At 70.6% G+C, this 19,507-nt stretch carries 7 protein-coding genes (1 of these 7 cut by a window edge); 3 read left to right on the top strand and 4 right to left on the bottom strand.

Annotated features, from left to right (window positions below; translation table 11 throughout):
• Window positions 1-4: 4 nt before the first annotated feature.
• Window positions 5-1,378: a glycosyltransferase gene (locus tag IEZ09_RS12390; protein ID WP_189253782.1), complete on the bottom strand. Its 1,374-nt coding sequence runs from the start codon at window positions 1,376-1,378 to the stop codon at window positions 5-7.
• Window positions 1,379-1,572: 194 nt separating this feature from the next.
• Here IEZ09_RS12390 and IEZ09_RS12385 point away from each other — a divergent pair, with 194 nt between their 5' ends.
• Window positions 1,573-4,311: a helix-turn-helix transcriptional regulator gene (locus IEZ09_RS12385; RefSeq protein WP_189253781.1), complete on the top strand. Its 2,739-nt coding sequence runs from the start codon at window positions 1,573-1,575 to the stop codon at window positions 4,309-4,311.
• A 125-nt stretch (window positions 4,312-4,436) separates the two neighbouring features.
• Here the strand turns inward: IEZ09_RS12385 and mhpA are convergent, their stop codons facing one another.
• Genes mhpA through IEZ09_RS12370 form a run of 3 tightly spaced genes read right to left on the bottom strand, consistent with a single transcriptional unit; the run spans window position 4,437 to window position 8,324 of the window.
• Window positions 4,437-6,038 (bottom strand): bifunctional 3-(3-hydroxy-phenyl)propionate/3-hydroxycinnamic acid hydroxylase MhpA, encoded by a 1,602-nt coding sequence (mhpA, locus tag IEZ09_RS12380; RefSeq protein ID WP_189253780.1) that lies wholly within the window; start codon window positions 6,036-6,038, stop codon window positions 4,437-4,439.
• A 19-nt stretch (window positions 6,039-6,057) separates the two neighbouring features.
• Window positions 6,058-7,266 carry a 3-deoxy-7-phosphoheptulonate synthase gene (locus tag IEZ09_RS12375; protein ID WP_189253779.1) on the bottom strand — a complete coding sequence of 403 codons (1,209 nt, stop codon included), beginning with the start codon at window positions 7,264-7,266 and terminating at the stop codon, window positions 6,058-6,060.
• 35 nt (window positions 7,267-7,301) lie between these two features.
• The gene (locus IEZ09_RS12370; protein ID WP_189253778.1) at window positions 7,302-8,324 is read right to left on the bottom strand and encodes an FkbO/Hyg5 family chorismatase; all 1,023 of its coding nucleotides are present in this window, start codon (window positions 8,322-8,324) and stop codon (window positions 7,302-7,304) included.
• A 269-nt stretch (window positions 8,325-8,593) separates the two neighbouring features.
• On the opposite strand from IEZ09_RS12370, the gene IEZ09_RS12365 reads away from it, so the two are divergent.
• Both IEZ09_RS12365 and IEZ09_RS47700 read left to right on the top strand, forming a co-directional pair.
• Window positions 8,594-16,381, top strand: a complete 7,788-nt coding sequence (locus IEZ09_RS12365; protein ID WP_189253777.1) for a type I polyketide synthase — start codon at window positions 8,594-8,596, stop codon at window positions 16,379-16,381.
• A gap of 36 nt (window positions 16,382-16,417) precedes the next feature.
• On the top strand, window positions 16,418-19,507 hold the 5' portion of the coding sequence (locus IEZ09_RS47700) for a type I polyketide synthase (RefSeq protein WP_308202380.1). 24,399 nt of this gene lie beyond the right edge of the window; 3,090 of the gene's 27,489 nt are visible here — the first part of the coding sequence; it begins with the start codon at window positions 16,418-16,420; its stop codon lies beyond the right edge, outside the window.

Below are 19,507 nucleotides of genomic sequence, written 5' to 3'. Positions count from 1 at the left end.
CAACTCACTTCGAGGACAGCGCGGGAAGGGAGAGGATCAGGTCGGCGGCGGTCTTGCGGCCACCGGCGGCGTGCTGCAGCGCGGCGAGACGTTCGGCGTTCTCGCGGAACGCCGGGTCGTCCAGGACGCGGGTGAGCTTGTCCACGACGTCGGCAGGGTCGACGGTGTGCGGCTTGTCCAGCGTCAGCCCGACACCGAAGCTCTCCGCCCGCACGGCCTGGTCGTAGCAGTCGACCCACAGCGGCCGCGACACCATCGGCTTGCCGAAGTAGATGCTTTCCGTGTAGGCGTTTCCGCCCGCGTGCGTGAAGAACACCTTGACGTTCGGATGCGCCAGCACGTCCAGCTGTGACGGCACCCACGCCTCGATGCGCAGGTTCGACGGAAGCTTTCCCGGCAGGAACTTCTGCTGGTCGCGCGGCAGCTTCCACAGCACCGAGTGCTTGCCTTCCAACCGATACGCGACCTGCACGAACGCCTCGACCTGGTCGCGCGTCAGCCGGGTGATCGTGCCGAACCCCATGTACACCACGGACTTCTGCGCGTCCAGCCACTCGCCGAGCTCACCGGGCTCGGCCTGCGGCAGCGGCGGCACCAGCGCGCCGACCGTGCGGATCTTCTCCGGGACGTCGAACGGGTAGTCCATCTCCGGGATCGAGTAGCACAGCACCAGCTCGGACTTCTCGACCCGCGCGAACTGGCCGAGCGCCTCCGGCGAGATGCCGAGCTCGGCGACGACCTGCTGGTTGCGCGCGTTGCGTTCCTTGTTGCCCTTGGAGAACGCCATCGCGAGCGTGCGCCACCCGAAGAGCCGGTTGGCCCAGCGCTGCGTCCACGTCATGTCCGCGGGCAGGCCGGTGTGCGGGCGCGGGAAGTCCTTCGGGGTGTACGACGGGCCGATCGGCACCGCCGACGTCACGAGGTTCGACGGCACGAACGGGTCGCTGAGCACGTACGGGACGCCCTTGGTGATCGCGACCTCGTAGCCGAACATGCACATCGACTCGACGACCATCAACGCGGGCTTGATCTCGTCGACGAGCTCGGCGAGCTTGCGGTACTTGGGAATCCGCAGCTCCGGCCGGTGCGTCTGCTCGATCACGGCCTTGCGCGCCTTGAACCGCGACCGCTGCGTCACCTTCGCGTAGACGTCGTTCGGCCACGTCACCGACGACATCTCCGGGATCACCTCGCCCAGCGAGAAGAACTCGATCGGCGAGCCGACCGCGGCGGCCTCGACCTCCTCGCGGCCCTTGTCGTCGGTGGCGAACCACAGGTTCTCGACGCCGCGGCGCGACAGTTCCTCCGCGAGCACGAGCATCGGGTTCAGCAGGCCGCTCTCGGGCAGGCTGACGAACAGGATCGGCCGCTGGCTCATGGACTTCACCCTTCGGGCTGACACCCAACGAGGACATGACACTGTGAGTGCGAGCCTGCCGGACGCCGCGGGCGTGTGTCCCGGATGACGTCCCAGCTCCAGGAGAACACCTAGAACCGGCACGTATCGATTTGATGAGGGTGTGTCCACCTGCGACCCTCGTGGCTGACCGTCGTGGCGAGAGGTACATCATCATGACCAGGACGTCCGACAACAGTGTGACCAGGGCAAGGCTCGCGGGACTCATCGAGCGCGACGACCAGTGGGCCACCCTGCAGACGCTGTTGACGGACTCCCTGTCAGGATCCGGAAGGGTCGCGTTGCTGACCGGGCCGGTGGCGAGCGGGAAGACCGAGCTGCTGCACGCGTTCGGCGAGGCGTCCGGCGTCAGTTTCGTGAAGGCGACCTGTTCGGCGTTCGAAAAGGACCTGCCTTTCGGCGTGGTGAGCCAGATCTTCCACCCGCTGGACGTTCCGGCGGAGGTGGGCGAACTCCTCGACGCCGCCGCGCGGTCCGCCGACGGCCCGTCGGCCCGGCAGCTGCACGCGCTGTGCATCGCGTTGCTGGACCTGACGGCCGAGACGCCGCTGGTGATCGGCGTCGACGACGTCCAGCACGCCGACCCGCCGTCGTTGCACTGGCTGCTCTACCTCATCCGGCGGCTCGGCCAGGCCAAGGTGCTGCTGATGCTGAGCGAGACCGCGTCACCGCGCGCCGCGCACACCCCGCTGCACACCGAACTGTTGCGGCACCCGCATTGCCGGGACGTCCCGCTGGCACCACTGGGTGCGGTGGACGAGCTGTTCGAGTCGCCACGGCACGCGGCGGACGCGATGAGGCTGACGGGCGGCAACCCGTTGCTGATCCGGTCGCTGCTCGACGACCAGCGCCTGTGCAAGCCGCGCGACGACGGCGGCCTCGTCATCGGCCCCGGCTACCGGCGTGCGCTGGTCAGCTGCCTGCACCGCTGCGACGACCACGTGCTGCCGGTCGCGCGGGCCCTGGCCGTGACGGGGGAGAACGCGACCCGCGAGTCGTTGAGCCGCCTGGCCCGCGTCGACGCCGAGGCCGTGGCGTCGGCGCTGGACGTGATGAACGAGGCGGGCCTGCTCGGCGACGGCTGGTTCCGCGACCCCGCCGCCCGCACCGCCGTGCTGGACGATCTGTCCACTCAGGACCGCAAGGAGATGTACCTCGGGGCGGCGCTGCTGCTGCACGACGAAGGCGCGCCCGCCACCGAGGTGGCGCCCTACCTGGTGATGGCCGACCACTCCGAGAACCCGTGGATGGTGCCGGTCTTCGAGGAGGCCGCCGAACACGCGTTGCGCGACGAGCAGATCGACACGGCGTTGCGGTATCTGGAGCTCGCCCATCGTGCGTGCGTCGAGGTGCACGGCAGGGCGGCCATCGCGGCGAAGCTCGTCCGGGTGGAGTGGCGCGTCAACCCCTCCGCCGCCGGACGCCGGCTGGGCACCGTGGTCCCGGCGATGCGGGCAGGGCAGCTCTCCGATCGCGACGTGACGTCACTGGTGCAGCCGATGCTGTGGAACTGCCACGTCGACGAGGCCACCGAGGCCCTGGAACGGATCCGGCGGTCCTCCGGCAGCGGCCTGCGGGCGGTGGAGCTGTGGCTGGCCTGCTCGCATCCGACGCTGGCGCGGCGTCCCCTGGCGGAGCCGGTGAAGGCCAGGACGGTCAGCCTGACGTCCGGGCCGATGCTGAAGGCCGTCGCCGCTCTGGCCAACGTGCTGACCTACGGCCCCAACGACGAGTCCGCCACGGACGCCGAACACGTCCTGCAGGCGGCGAGACCCTCCGACAGCGCGTCGTGGGGGCCGGAGTCGGCGATGCTCGCGTTGCAGGCCCTGGTGTACGCGGACCGGCTCGACGTGGCCGCGCACTGGTGCGACCGGCTGCTGGAGGAGGCGCGGGCCAAGAACCTCGTCGTGGCACGGGCGTTCTTCTCGTGCGTGCGGGCCGAGGTGTCGTTGCGGCGCGGCGATCTCGGCTCGGCGTTCGAGCACGCGCAGACCGCGCTGGACGTCATGCCCGCCGGCGGGTGGGGGGTCGCGCTGGGAATGCCGCTGGGAATCCTCATCAACGCGGCCACGAAGAGGGGCCGGCACGAGGAAGCCGCGGCGTTGCTGGAACAACCGGTGCCCGAGGCGATGTTCCAGTCCCGGTACGGGTTGCACTACCTGTACGCGCGAGGCCACCACTACCTGGCCACGTCCCGGCACTACGCGGCGCTCGCGGACTTCCTGTCCTGCGGCGAGCTGATGACCTCCTGGGGCGTGGACCGGCCCGGTCTGGTGCCGTGGCGGACCTCGGCCGCGGAGGCCTGGCTGCTGCACGGCGCCAACCGCGACGAGGCCAAGCGGCTGATCAACGAGCAGCTGGCCCGGCTGGGGCCGGACGCGTCCCGCACGCGCGGGGTGGCGTTGCGGTTGCTCGCCGCCACCAACCAGCCGCACAACCGGCCGCAGCTGTTGCGCGACGCCGTGGCGGTGCTGGAGGAGTACGGCGACCAGTACGAACTGGCGCGCGCTCTCGCCGACCTGTCCAAGGCGCACCAGGCGTTGCGCGAGCACCGCCGTGCGTGGACCGTGGCGCGCAGGGCGTGGCACGTCGCGAACGTGTGCGACGCCGCCGAGTTGTGCGAGGAGTTGCTGCCCTCGCGCGGCAAAGCCGACGCCGAGGACGCCCCGGCGGAGGAGAAGCCGGTCGATCCCATTGCCACGCTGACGGATGCCGAACGGCGGGTGGCGGCGCTGGCGGCCGTCGGGTACACGAACCGGGAGATCGCGTCGAAGCTGTACATCACGCCGTCGACGATCGAGCAGCACCTCACGAGGGTGTACCGGAAGCTGAACGTCAAGTACCGCAAGGACCTGCCCGCGGACCTGCACTCGTACCTGCCGAGCACGGCCTGAAATACGCTGCCCCTGCGGAGGGCCGAGCCGGGAGGTCGCGTTCCCCTGCTGCTTCCGCCACTACGCGCCGGCGACGACCGTCGTGGTCGTCGCCGGCGCCTGGCTCGTGGTCCTCGCGGTGGTGGTCAGAGCAGCGGCAGCTGCGCCTTCAGCTCCTGCACCAGCTGGGGCAGATCCGCACGGTCCTTCGCGAACCCGAACACGTAGTAGTCCGGCCGCACCAGCGCGGCGACCTTCCGGTGCCCGGCGAGCCACGGCAGGTACAGCCGCTGCACGTCCACGACCTCGTGCGCCCTGGCGATCTTCGGCGGGATCCCCGCCGGCATGACCCGCACGAGGTGCGCGCCGAGCGTCTTGAGGAACTCGAGCTCGTCCTCGCCCAGCGCCTCGTACGGGTCGAGGGTGGTGATCAGCTGCCACCCGCGTCCCACGACCTCGTCGAACCGGTCGCGCTCGGTCCCGCGGGCCACGACGCCCTGCGGCGACAGCTCGCCGTCCGGGAGTGAGACCTCCGGGGTCCTGCGCACGATCCCGTCCTCCAGCGCGTAGGCGGAGGGGGCGAGGTCGACGCCCTCGGGCTTGGCCTGCATGGCGATCAGGAACGCGTCACGCCGCGCTGCGGCGACGGGGTCGAGCTCGGAGACGATCTTGCCGACCTCGATGGACATCTCGATCGTGTGCCGCACCTGCAGGGCACGTTCGGCCTGGTACGCGTCGAGCAACGCGTCCGAGGCCACCTCCCGCAGCACGAGGTCGAGCTTCCACGCGAGGTTCGCCGCGTCCCGGATGCCCGAACACATGCCCTGCCCGGCGAACGGCGGCATCAGGTGCGCCGAGTCGCCGGCCAGCAGCAGCCTGCCCTCGCGCCACTTGTCCGCCAGCGCCGCCTGGAACGTGTAGACGATGTTCCGCGTCAGGTCGGCGTTCTGGGGAGTCACGTCGTAGGGCTTCAGCAGCTCCCACATGCGTTCCACAGTGGACAGCTCTTCGATCGTCTCGCCGGGCAGCCGCATGAACTCCCACCGCCGGTGTCCACGCCCGGACGCGACGATCGTGGTGGGCCGGGCCGGGTCGCACACCTGCACGTCGTTGGGGCGGAACGTGCGCTTCTCGTGGAAGACGACGTCGACCAGCAACCAGTCGTGCCGGAAGTTCAGGTCGATCATCTTCGTGCCCATGACGTCGCGCACGAAGCTGTTCGCGCCGTCGCAGCCGACGACCCACGACGCCGTGACGTCGCCCTCGTGGTCGGGGCCGGGCGCCGTGAGCGACACGTGGGTGCCGTGGTCGGTGATCGCCTCCACCTTGTGCCCGAACAACGTCGTGATGTTCGGCAGCGTGGCGACGTGCTCGCGCAACGCCTTCTCGAACGTCGGCTGGTGCATGACCGTCGCGATCGGCCAGCCGTCCCTGCCCGGCTCGTACGGTGCCTCGAACGAGAACAGCTCGCGGCCCTCGGCGTTCTGGAACATGTACTGCCCCAGCGGTTCGCCGAGCTCCATGAGGTCGGCGCCGATGCCGGCGGCGGCGAACGAGCGCGCGGTCTCCCCGTCGAACGCGACGACGCGCGGGAACGGGTACTGCCCGCGGTACTTCTCCAGGATGACGACCCGCCATCCCTTGTGCGCGAGGAGGATGGACAGAACGAGGCCGACCGGGCCGCAGCCGACCACCGCGACGTCCGCGGTGGTGGCTGCAGCCCGGCCGGAGGTCTGCGGTGACGTCATCTGTTTCCCTGTCTGCGGATCAGAAAACCGAGTCGATCACTCCGAGCGCCTGAGCGGGGTTCAGACGCGGGTCGCAGAGGGTCTCGTAGCGCTCGGAGAGAGCGTTCTCGTCGGGGACAGGCCCGCCGACGCACTCCGTCACGTCGGTCGCGGCCACTTCCAGGTGCAAGCCGGCCGCGTGCGCGCCCTCGGTCTCCAGGATGTGCCGGAACGCCGTGGCCTCCTCGATGATATGGCTGACATGTCGAGTCTTTCGCCCAGACTCGGCCGTGACGGTGTTGCCGTGCATGGGATCCGACAGCCACACGACGGGGTGGCCAGCGCGCTGCACGGCACGCACGATCGGCGGCAGCGCGACGTGGATGTCCTCACGTCCCATGCGGACGATCAGCGTCAGGCGGCCGGGCGTGTGGTGCGGGTCGAGCAGCTGGCACAGCCGCACCACGGTCTCCGGGTCCGCGGTGGGGCCGATCTTGCAGCCGACCGGGTTCGCGATCGCCGCGAACATGCTGACGTGCGCGTGGTCGAGCTGGCGGGTGCGCTCGCCGATCCACGGGAAGTGCGTCGAGGTGAGGAACTGCTCGCCGGTGCGCTCGTCCGTGCGGATGAGCGCGTTCTCGTAATCCAGCACCAATGCCTCGTGAGCTACCCACGGGCCACCGGACAGTTCCTCGACACTTCCCGTCCAATGGGCGCGCACTTCTCGGATAACGGCGGCCGACGCGTCATAGGCCTTCAGCATTCGTTCCGGGTCGTGCCGGCGTGCGAAATTATCGGGTTCAAACGAATTGACCAGCTCGCCGCGGAACGACGGCAGATCGACCCCGTCCACCGTTTCGAAGTTGCTCGAACGTGGCTTCGCGTACTGGCCCGCCATCCGTCCGAAACGTGCCACCTCCTGGCCCGTGCGTTCCGCGAGCCGGGAAGCGATCTTCTGGATGTTCCGCACTTTTCGGAGGGTCGTCGCGGGATCGGCGTCGGAAAAGGACTCCGCGCAGTCTCCGAGCTGCAGCACGCGCGCCTCGCCGAGCGCGGCGAGACCGAGAGCACGCCTCGCCTCGCGAATTTCGGAATGCGCGACCAGGGGGAGCGCGCCGGACAGTTCGGCTTCGATCAGGTCGAACTCGGGGTGGTGGTGCCAGTGGGGCTGCTGGGTCGCGGGCAACGTCATCCAGGGCGTCGCGGCACGCGTGTGCGTGAACTCCGTCAGCTTCACCGTCTGAGGCATTGTTCTCGCTCCTGTGGCTGGTTCCGCTGGACGTTTCAGGCGACGATGCCCTCGATCTCCACGAGGAGATCGGCGCGGCACACGTCGACGTTCAGGTACTGGATGTGAGCGTTCGGGGAGAAACGCTCCTCGCACATCCTGCGCACGGCCGGGATGTCGGAGCGGTGGCGGACGTAGACCTTGATGTTGTCGAGGTTGTGCAGGGAATTGCCCTGCGTGATCTCGTAGGCCGCCAGGTTCTCGTCGGAGATGAGGTGCTCGATGTTGTCCAGGGACAGCTTCACCTGGGCCTCGATGTCACCGGCGTGCAGCGTCTCGTGCCCGCGGATGCTGGCGGTGCCTGCCACGTAGATCTGCCCTGACCTGCGGTCGGTGTGCGTGGTGGCGAGGTAGGTGGCCCGCGCGAACTTCGGCGGGCGGGGCCCGTACTGCCTCGGGTAGTGGTAGGCGGCCATCTGCTTGGAGTTCTCCACCGACGTCAGCGCGGCGGAGCGGGAGGCGAGGAAGTAGAACGCGATCCCGCCGCCCAGCGAGCCGATTCCGGTCGCGCTCGGCACCTCGGAGTCGCCGAAGTGGAACAGCTCGAACGCCTCGGCGCGGCCCTTGCAGAAGTCGCGGTAGACCTCGAGCCCGTCGGCGTTGTCGGCGTTGATGTCGTTGATGAAGTTCCACATGCGGAAGCAGTTCTTGTAACCGAGGGTGTCCATCAGGTCCAGCGCCGCGACGTAGGCCGCGCGGGTGTCCTCGGTGTAACGGCCCGCCGGTGCGATCCGGCCGGCCACGAGCAGGTACTCGCCGTCATGGGCGTAAACAACGCCGTGGTGCTCACCGGTCACGACCTCGCGCCCGGTCGTCCACACCTCCGCGAATGCCTCGCCGGCGTCTGCCGCCATGTGCAGGTCCAGCGTCAGCCGGCCGTTCTCCACCCGCGGGCCGGTGCATTCGGTGGTGTAGTTGATGACTCCGAGAACGTTTCCGGTGACCGCGCCGCCGCGGGCTTCGGCCAGGCCGGTGAAGACGGAGCGGGGAAGGTCCACCGTCTGCTGTTCCTGAGTCATGTCGATGCCCCTCCGAGGAGTAGGTGAAACATTTTGCAGAATGAAACCGGTGACATTGTTTCGAACATCTCTTCCCGGCTGGTGATTGAAGATTAGCACCGGCTTCGCTCCGCAAAACTCCTCGGCCAGGGAAAAGCTCCCCGGTGCCGGAGGATAGGGGGGTACTAGGGGGGTGCTAGGGGATTTCCTACTTACCGCGCTGATGAGGCCGAGGCTAGCATCGCCCGAGGTGCAAGCCTCGTCGCCAGTAAATAGGGAGCGCCGTCGGCATGTTTCGAACAGAACTGATCCGGCCGTTGTCCGACCTGCTGCGATACCACGCCGCGACCGCACCGGAGAAGGTCGCGTTCGCGGACTCGCGGCGCGCGGTCACCTATACCGAACTGGAGCGGCGGACCTGGCGGCTCGGCGGGCACCTCGCCGAGCTGAGGCTGCAACCGGGTGACCGGGCGCTGATCTTCCTGGGCAACAGCGTCGACATCATCGAGAGCTACCTCGCGGTCACCCGCGCCAACGCGGTCGCGGTGCCGTTCAACCCGCACTCCGCCGACGCCGAGCTCGCCTACGTGCTGGACGACAGCGGCGCCCGCGTCGTGATCACCGACTCCGCGCACCTCGACCAGGTCCGCACGCTGCTGCCGAACCGGCCCTACCTGAAGGTGGTCGTCAGCGGCGACGAGCCGGTCCCGCGCGGCGGCTCCGTTGTGTCGTACCAGGAACTGATGTCGAAGGACCCCGCTGTTCCCGCGCGCGACGACCAGGGCCTCGACGACGTGGCGTTCATGCTCTACACCTCCGGCACCACCGGCAAACCGAAGGGCGTGCTGTCGACCCAGCGCAGCTGCCTGTGGTCCGTCGCCGCCTGCTACGCGCCGGTGATCGGCCTGAACCACGAAGACAAAGTGTTGTGGCCCTTGCCGTTGCACCACTCCCTCGCGCACGTGCTGTGCGTCGTCGGCGTGACCGCTGTCGGCGCGACGGCCCGCATCCTCGACGGGTTCGCCGCCGACGAGGTGCTGACGGCGCTGGCAGGCGACGACTACACGTTCATGTGCGGTGTTCCCGCCATGTACCACCATCTTCTGGAAGTCGCGCGCACGCGCGAGGTGTCGTCGAGCGCGCTGACCCGGTGTCTCACCGCCGGGTCGTCCTGCCCGCCGGCGTTGCGCGTGGAGTTCGAGGCGCTGTTCGGCGTCCCGCTGCTCGACGGGTACGGCAGCACCGAGACGTGCGGCCTGATCGCGGTGAACTGGGCGCGCGGCACCAGGGTTCCCGGTTCGTGCGGGCTGCCGGTGCCCGGTCTCGCGGTGCGGCTGGTCGACCCGGACACCGGTGCCGACGTCGACGCCGACGCCGAGGGCGAGGTGTGGGTGCGCGGCCCGAGTCTCATGGCGGGCTACCACAACCAGCCGGAGGCGACGGCGCAGGCGATGCCGAACGGCTGGTACCGCACCGGTGACCTGGCCCGCCGCGACGTCCACGGCTACCTGACGATCACCGGCCGGGTGAAGGAGCTCATCATCCGCGGCGGCGAGAACATCCACCCCGGCGAGGTCGAGGAGGTGCTGCTCGCCGTCCCCGGTGTCGCCGACGCGGCGGTGGTCGGCAAGCCGCACGACATCCTCGGCGAGGTGCCGATCGCGTTCGTCGTGCCCAGCGGGCAGGGCCTCGATCCGGTGCGCCTGTACGACGCCTGCCGCGAGCAGCTGTCGAACTTCAAGGTGCCGGAAGAGCTGTACGAGATCGACCACATCCCGCGCACGACGTCGGGCAAGATCACGAGGCACGTGCTGCTCGACCGCCCGGCCCGGCTGCGGGCCGCGAGCGGTGGGCAGCACGAGTCGTTGCTGCGCATGGACTGGGCGCCGATGCCGTCGGTCCGCACCACGTCGCTCGAACTGGCGAAGCGCTGGGCGGTGGTCGGCCCTGACGTGTTCGGCCTGACCGCTTCCCTGGTGTCGTCCGGGGTGCACGTCGCCACCTACCCCGACGCGGCCGCGCTGCACGTGTCCGTTGTGGATGGTGTACCGGCACCGGACGTGGCGGTGCTGTGCTGCCCGGACGACATGGACACCGGCGGCAAGCTCACCACGGCCGCGCAGGAGGCCTTGCGCAAGGTCGGCGGCGTGCTGCGGACGTGGGTGAACGACGACTGGTTCGCCCACTCCCGCCTGGTCGTGCTGACCCGCGGCGCGGTCGCCGCCGGGGTGGAGGACGTGCGCGACCTCGTGCACGCGCCGGTGTGGGGACTCCTGCGGTCGCTGCAGGTCGAGTTCCCGAACCGGTTCACGCTGATCGACGTCGACGACCTGCCGTCCTCCACGGGAGTGCTGCCACTGGCGGTGGCCGCCGGCGAGCCGCAGCTCGCGATCCGGTCCGGCATCGCGTTGATGCCGCGGCTCAAGCGCGTGTCGGCGTCGGTCGACAGCGACGAGGTGCTGCGGATCGACCCGAAGCGCACGGTCGTCGTGACCGGTGCGGACGGCACGATGGGGGCCGCGCTCACCAAGCATCTCGTTGCGGCGTACGGCGCCCGGCACCTGCTGCTGATCAGCCCGCGCGGCCGAGCGGACACCGCGACCGCGCAGCTCGAGTCGGAGCTCACTGAGCTGGGGGCGCGGGTCGCGGTGGCGGCCTGCGACGTGGCCGACCGGGCCGCGCTGGCCGAGGTGCTGGGCAAGCTGAAGCGGCCGATCACCGCGGTCGTCCACAGCGAGGGCGAGCACCCGGCGAAACCGTCGTTGTCGCGGGACAAGAACGTCTTCCGGTCCGTTGTGGACGGTGCGGTGAACCTGCACCAGCTCACGAAGAGCGGTGACGTCTCCGCGTTCGTCATGCTCTGCACGGTCGCGGGCGCCCTGGGCCTGGTCGGCTCGGGGGAGCAGGCGGCGGCGAACTCGTTCCTGGACGCGCTGGCCCGCTACCGCCGCAAGCGCGAGCTCGCCGCGACGTTCCTCGCCGTCGGCTCGACGGACGCGCCGACGACGGCCTCGCGGGTCGGGGAGCTGTCGACGCAGGAGTTCACCGCGATGTTCGACGCCGCGACCTCCGCAGGGCTGGCGCAGGCCGTGATCATGCGGATCAACAGCGCCGCGTTGCGGGAGCAGACGTCGTCGACCGAGGTGCCCGCGTTGCTGCGCGGCCTGATCGACGTGTCGGCGCGGCTCGCGACCCCGGACGAGCGCGACCTCGCCGCGTTGCGGCAGCGGCTCGTGGCGATGTCGCCGGAGGAGCAGGACATCTTCCTGCTCAACCTGGTGCGCACCGAGGTCGCGGGCGTGCTCGGGCTGACCGGCGCGGACCGGGCGGAGCCGAAGAAGACGTTCCGCGAGCTGGGCCTGACCTCGGTCACGGCCGTCGACCTGCGCAACCGGCTGACGGCGGCGACGGGACTGCACCTGTCCGCGCCGGTGGCGTTCGACTACCCGACCCCCGCGGTGCTCGCCCGTCACCTGAGGACCGAGCTGCTGGGCGAACGGGCCGCGGTGGAGCCGGTCGAGGCGGTGCGGGCGGTGCCGGACGAGCCGATCGCGATCATCGGCATGGCCTGCCGGTATCCCGGTGGGGTGACCTCGCCGGAGGACCTGTGGCAGCTCGTCCTGTCCGGGACCGACGTCGTGTCGGCGTTCCCGGCGGATCGCAACTGGGACCTGCAGAAGCTGTTCGACGGCGCCTCGCACACCCGCTCGGGCGGGTTCCTGCACGACGCCGCCGACTTCGACGCGGAGTTCTTCGGGATCTCGCCGCGGGAGGCGCTGGCGATGGACCCGCAGCAGCGGCTGCTGCTGGAGGTGTCGTGGGAGGCGCTGGAACGAGCGGGCATCGACCCGATGTCGTTGCGCGGCACCAACGGCGGTGTGTTCGCCGGCGTGATGTACCACGACTACGGCGCCGGGCTGCTGGACGCGCCCGCCGGCACGGAGGGGTACTGGACGACCGGCACCGCGGGCAGCGTGGTGTCCGGCCGCGTCGCCTACACCCTGGGTTTGCAGGGCCCGGCCGTCACGGTCGACACCGCTTGTTCCTCCTCGCTGGTCGCGTTGCACTGGGCCGCGCAGTCGCTGCGGTCGGGGGAGTCGTCGATCGCGCTGGCGGGTGGCGTGACGATCATGTCGACACCGCAGACGTTCGTGGAGTTCTCGCGCCAGGGCGGGCTGTCCGCCGACGGCCGCTGCAAGGCCTTCTCCGACTCCGCCGACGGCACGGGCTGGTCGGAGGGCGCCGGTCTCGTGGTGCTGGAGCGGTTGTCCGACGCCCGCCGCAACGGGCACCAGGTGCTGGCCGTCCTGCGGGGATCGGCGATCAACCAGGACGGCGCGTCGAACGGGCTCACCGCGCCGAACGGCCCGTCGCAGCAGCGGGTGATCCGGCAAGCGCTGGCGTCCGCCGGTCTGTCCACTTCGGACGTGGACGTGGTGGAGGCGCACGGCACGGGGACGACGCTGGGTGACCCGATCGAGGCGCAGGCGTTGCTCGCGACCTACGGCCAGGACCGCGACGTGCCGTTGTGGCTGGGGTCGGTGAAGTCGAACCTCGGTCACACGCAGGCCGCCGCGGGTGTGGCCGGGGTGATCAAGATGGTGATGGCGTTGCGGCACGGGGTGCTGCCGCGCACCCTGCACGTGACGGAGCCGTCCCGGCACGTGGAGTGGGGCTCTGGGCGGGTCGAGCTGCTGACGTCCGAGCAGCCGTGGCCGTCGGTGTCGCGGGCAAGGCGTGCCGCGGTGTCGGGTTTCGGTGTCTCCGGCACGAACGCGCACGTGATCCTGGAGGAGGCGCCCGAGGTCGAGGTGACGCCGGAGGAGCCGACGTCGGTGCTGTCCGTCGTGCCGTGGGTGGTGTCGGCGAAGACTTCCGCCGCTTTGGACGCGCAGCTGGAACGGGTCCGGTCGGTGCAGGCGCCCGCTCTCGACGTGGCCTGGTCGCTTGTGACGACGCGGACGCACCTGGAGCACCGCGCCGTCGTGGTGGACGGCACCGAGATCGCGCGCGGGGTGGCGTCCGAGCGGCAGCTGGCCGTGCTGTTCTCCGGGCAGGGAGCGCAGCGGCTCGGCATGGGACGTGAGCTGTACGAGCGGTTCCCGGTGTTCGCCGCCGCGTTCGACGCGGTGCTGGAGCACCTGGACGGCCCGTTGCGGGACGTCATGTGGGGTCACGACGCCGATGCGCTGAACGCGACCCGCTACACGCAGCCCGCGCTGTTCGCGATCGAGGTGGCGTTGTTCCGGTTGATCGAGTCGTTCGGTGTGCGGCCGGACTTCGTCGGCGGGCACTCGATCGGCGAGATCGTCGCCGCGCACGTGGCCGGGGTGTTCTCGCTGGAGGGCGCGTGCCGGCTGGTGGACGCGCGGGCACGGCTGATGCAGGCGCTGCCCGCCGGCGGTGCGATGGTCGCGCTGCAGGCGACGGAAGAGGAAGTGCTGCCGCTGCTCGGGCCCGACGTGTCGCTGGCGGCGGTGAACGGGCCGCGGTCGGTCGTCGTCGCCGGGGCGGAGGAGGCGGTGCTGGCGGTCGCCGGCCGGTTCCCGGATCGCAAGACTAAGCGTCTCCCGGTGAGCCATGCGTTTCACTCGCCCTTGATGAACCCGATGCTGGACGAGTTCCGCGCGGTCGTCGAGGGCCTGTCGTTCTCCGAACCGCAGATCCCGGTCGTGTCGAACGTGACCGGGCAGCTCGCCGTGCGCGAGCAGCTGACCTCGCCGGAGTACTGGGTGCGGCACGTGCGTGAGGCCGTCCGGTTCTCCGACGGCGTGCGGGCGTTGGGGCGTCAGGGCGTGTCGGCGTTCCTGGAGCTCGGCCCGGACGGGGTGCTGTCGGCGCTGGTGGCGGAGATGACCGAGACCGGTGCCGTTCCGCTGGACACCGCTGTGGTGCCGGTGCTGCGCCGCGACCGGCCGGAGGAGCTGTCCGCGGTGTCGGCGCTGGCGCGTCTGCACGTCGCGGGGGTGTCCGTGGACTGGGCCCGGTTGTTCGAGGGCACCGGCGCGGTGCGGGTCGACCTGCCGACGTACGCGTTCCAGCGGTCGCGGTTCTGGCCGGAGCCCGAGGTCGTGGCCGGCCGGGCGGATCCGCTGGACGCGGCGTTCTGGCAGCTGGTGGAGAACGACGAGCTGGCCTCGGTGCTGGACCTGGACCCCGAGGTGGCGGCGGCGGTCGTGCCCGCCCTGGCGTCGTGGCGGACGCGGCAGCGGGCGCAGTCCGTTGTGGACTCGTGGCGGTTCCGCGAGTCGTGGACGCGGCTGTCGCTGTCCGGTGCCTTCTCCGGGTCGTGGCTGGTCGTCGTGCCGCCGGGGGAGCAGGACACCTGGACGCGGGACGTCGTCGAGATCCTCGGCGGGGTGGCGGTGCCGGTGGACGAGATCGCCTCCGTGGCCGGCCGTGAGTTCACGGGTGTCGTGTCGCTGCTCGGTGTCGCCGACGACTCGGGTGACGTGCCCTTCCCGTTGTCCGGAACCTTGGAACTGCTGCAGGGCCTGAACGTTGACGCTCCTCTGTGGACGGTTACGCGTGGTGCCGTGTCGACCGGGCACGGGGACATCGTGACGTCGCCGGTGCAGGCCGCGTTGTGGGGCATGGGCCGGGTGGCCGCGCTGGAGTTCCCGCGCCGGTGGGGCGGGCTGATCGACCTGCCGGGCAGCGTGGACACCCAGATCGCGCAGGGCCTGCAGGCGGCTTTGACGAACTCGCTGGGCGAGGACCAGATCGCGGTGCGGGGCAACGGCGTGTTCGCCCGCCGCCTGGTGCCCGCGCCGCGCGGCGAGCACGGCGAGGACTGGACGCCGTCGGGCACCGTCCTGATCACCGGCGGCACCGGCGCTCTCGGTGGTTTCGTGGCGCGGTCCCTTGCCGCCAGGGGAGCCTCGCACATCGTGCTGACCTCGCGCCGCGGCCCGCGGACTCCCGGCGTCGAGCATCTCGTCGCGCAGCTCGAAGGGTTCGGTGCCGAGGTCGCGGTCGAGGCCTGCGACGTCGCCGATCGCGCCGCTCTCGCGGAGCTGCTGGACCGGCTGCCCGACCTGACGGCGGTCGTGCACTGCGCGGGCATCGACTCCGGTGACGCTCCGCTGGCCGAGCTGTCGGCCGATCGGCTCGGGGAGTTGTTGCGCGCCAAGATGGTGTCGGCGCGGAACCTGCACGAGCTGACCTCGGACCTGGACGCGTTCGTGTTGTTCTCCTCGGGTGCGGCGGCGTGGGGCAGCGGTGGCCAGCCCGCGTACTCGGCCGCGAACGCCTACCTGGACGGCCTGGCGCAGTTCCGCCGCGGCCAGGGCCAGCCGGCGACGTCCGTGCAGTGGGGCGCGTGGGCCGAGGCGGGCATGGCGACCGATCCCGAGGCCTACGACCAGCTGCGCCGCCACGGCGTGCTCCCGATGGACCCCGAGCTGGCCCTGACGGCCATGGTGCAGGCGGTGTCGGACGGCGAAACGGTGCTGACCGTCACGAACACCGACTGGGCCCGGTTCGCCCCCGGCTTCACCGCGGCCCGCCCGTCGCCGCTGTTCTCGTCGATTCCCGAGGCCGCCGCCGCGCTGGCCACCGAGGCGGACGACTCCGGCGCCGAGGTGGCGTTGCAGGAGAAGCTCGCCGGCCTGTCGGAGGCCGACCGGTCGCGCGTGCTGCTGGACCTGGTGCGCTCCGAGGCCGCCGCCGTGCTGGGCCACGCGGGCGCCGAGTCGATCAACGCCGACAAAGCGTTCCGCGACCAGGGTTTCGACTCGCTGACGGCCGTGGAGATGCGCGACCGCCTCAAGGCCGCGACGGGCCTGCCCGTGCCGTCGGCCCTGGTCTTCGACTACCCGACACCGCGCCTGGTCGCCGAGCACCTGCTCGCCGGGCTGTCGTCATCCGCGGACGGTTCGGCGCTGGCCGAGCTGGCCCGGTTCGAAGCGGCCCTGGCCTCGGCCTCCGACGCCGACCACGACGTGATCCGCGAGCGCCTGGAGAAGACGTTGGCGCGCCTGCGGAAGCCCGTGTCCACTTCGGACGACGACATCCGCAACGTCTCCGTCGAGGACCTCCTGACCATCATCGACGACGAGTTGCTCGACCTCTCGTAGAAGCAGTGTTTGCCCGCACGAAATGAGGACGGACCAGTGCAGGAAGAGCAGCAGGACAAGGTTGCCGACTACCTGAGGCGAGTCACGGTCGAGCTGCGCCGGACTCGTGAACGCGTCCTCGAGCTGGAGCAGAAGCACAGCGAGCCCATCGCGATCGTGGGCATGTCGTGCCGCTTCCCCGGCGGGGTGACCACTCCCGAGCAGCTGTGGGACGTCGTGTCCTCGGAACGCGACGTGATCTCGCCGTTCCCCGCGGACCGCGGCTGGGACCTCTCGTCGCTGCGCGCCGGTGCCTCCCTGGCCTCCGAGGGCGGTTTCCTGGACGACCTGGCGTCGTTCGACGCCGACTTCTTCGGCATCTCGCCGCGCGAGGCGCTGGGCATGGACCCGCAGCAGCGCATGATGCTGGAGCTCACCTGGGAGGCCCTGGAACGGGCAGGCCTCGACCCCTCGGCCCTGCGCGGCTCACCGACGGGCGTCTTCGTGGGCACGAACGGCCAGGACTACGCGGACCTGGTGTCGGTGGACGGCGACGGGCACGCCTCCACCGGCCTCATCGCGTCCGTGCTCTCCGGCCGCCTCTCCTACACGTTCGGCTTCGAGGGCCCCGCGGTCTCCGTCGACACGGCCTGCTCTTCCTCCTCCGTGGCAATGCATCTGGCCATGCAGGCCCTGCGTTCCGGCGAATGCACTCTCGCTTTGGCCGGTGGTGTCACGATCATGGCCACGCCGCACGCGTTCGTGGAGTTCACACTGCAACGCGGCCTGGCAGCCGACGGCCGCTGCAAGGCCTTCTCCGACTCCGCCGACGGTGTCGGCTGGTCCGAGGGCGCGGGCCTGCTCGTGCTCGAACGCCTCTCCGACGCGGTGGCGAACGGCCACCAGGTCCTGGGCGTGCTGCGCGGTTCGGCCGTCAACCAGGACGGCGCCTCCAACGGCCTCACCGCCCCGAACGGCCCGTCGCAGCAACGCGTGATCCGCGCGGCCCTGGCATCGGCCGGTCTGGCCCCTGCGGACGTCGACGCCGTGGAAGCACACGGCACCGGCACGACCCTGGGCGACCCGATCGAGGCCGCCGCGCTGATCGCGACCTACGGCCAGGACCGCGCCGTTCCCCTCTACATCGGCTCGATCAAGTCGAACATCGGCCACACGCAGGCGGCGGCAGGCGTGGCGTCGGTGATCAAGGCCGTGCAGGCGATGCGGCACGGCATGCTGCCGCGCACCCTGCACGTCACCTCGCCGTCTTCCCACGTCGACTGGTCCGCGGGCTCGGTGTCCCTGCTGACCTCCGCGACCCCGTGGCCTGCGGTGGACCGGCCGCGGCGGATCGGCATCTCGTCGTTCGGTGTGTCCGGCACGAACTCGCACCTCATCGTGGAGGCCCCGCCGGAGCTGGCATCGTGGGCTCCGGCTCCGTCGGCCTCGGCATCGTCCGGTCCGGCACGGTCCGCCCCGGCTCCGATCGCCTCGGCATCGTCTGCCCCGGCTCCGTCGGCCTCGGCTCCGTCCGGCCCGGCATCGTCTGCCCCGGCTCCGTCCGGCCCGGCATCGTCCGACCCGGCTCTGACCGGCCCGAAATCGTCCGTCCCGGAATTGTCAGACCTGCCTGAGACGATTGGAGTGGGGACTGCCGTCCCCCAGGGGGCCGGCCAGTCGGAATCGATTCCGAGCGTGCCGTGGCCGGTCTCGGCCAAGTCGGAGAAGGCGCTGGACGGCCAGCTCGCCCAGCTGTCGGGCGTGACCGGCGACCCGAAGGACATCGGCTACTCGCTGTCGTTGCGCGCGCTGTTCGACCATCGCGCCGTGATCCTCGACGGCACCGAGATCGCCCGCGGCATCGCGAGCGAAAAACCGCTCGCGATGCTGTTCACCGGCCAGGGCGCGCAGCGCCTCGGCATGGGCCGCGAGCTCTACGAGGCGTTCCCGGCGTTCCGCGAGGCGTTCGACGAGGTCGACCGGCACCTGAACATCCGGCACGTCATGTGGGGCGACGACCCCGAAGCCCTGAACCAGACCGGCAACGCGCAGCCCGCGATCTTCGCCCTGCAGGTCGCCCTCCACCGCCTCCTGGAGGAGTTCGGCGTCAGGCCCGGCCACGTCGCGGGTCACTCGATCGGCGAGATCGCCGCCGCGCATGTCGCAGGCGTGTTCAGCCTCGAAGACGCCGCCAAGCTCGTCAGCGCGCGCGCTCGCCTCATGCAGGCGCTGCCGCGAAACGGCGTGATGATCGCGCTCGAAGCCACCGAAGCCGAAGTCAACCCGCACCTGACCCCCGGTGTGTCGATCGCCGCGATCAACGGACCCACGAGCATCGTCATCGCGGGCGGCGAAGAAGAAGCACGTGCCGTCATCGCGAGGTTCGAAGGCCGCAAGACCAAGCAGCTCCAGGTCAGCCACGCCTTCCACTCGCCGCTGATGGACCCGATGCTCGACGACTTCCGCGCGGCCATCGCGGATCTGACCTTCACCGCCCCGGCCGTGCCCGGCCTGGGCGACGTCGCGAACGCCGAGTACTGGGTCCGCCACGTCCGCGACACCGTCCGCTTCCACGACACGGTGACCGCCCTGGGCGACAAGCGGTTCCTGGAGATCGGACCCGACGGCGTGCTGTCCGCGCTGGTCGACGGAGGCATCCCGACCCTGCGCAAGGACCGTCCCGAAACCGGCACCTTCATCACCGCGCTGGCCCGCCTGCACGTCGAAGGCACCACGGTCGACTGGAAGCCGTTCCACGAGGGCGGCCGCAGGATCGACCTGCCGACGTACGCGTTCCAGCGTCAGCGCTTCTGGCCGTCGACCACCAAGAACGCCGACGCGTCCGGCCTCGGTCTCACCGCCGTCGGCCACCCGCTGCTCGGCGCCGCCGTCGAACTCGCCGGCGGCGAAGGCGTCCTGTTCACCAGCAGGCTGTCCAGCGCAACCCAGCCGTGGCTCGCGGACCACGTCGTCGGCGGCCGGACCCTGTTCCCCGGCACGGCTTTCGTCGAACTCGCCCTGCGCGCGGCCGACGAGCTCGGCCTGGACCGCCTCGACGACCTCACGCTGTCGGCACCGCTGGTCCTCGACGACCCGGTGCAGATCCAGGTCGCGGTGGGCGCGCCGGACGACACCGGCCGCCGTTCC

This window comes from Lentzea flava, from assembly GCF_014648475.1.
Taxonomy (GTDB): domain Bacteria; phylum Actinomycetota; class Actinomycetes; order Mycobacteriales; family Pseudonocardiaceae; genus Lentzea; species Lentzea flava.
The sequence above is the reverse complement of the archived record's forward strand: the minus strand, read 5'-3'. Positions and strand labels throughout refer to the sequence as shown.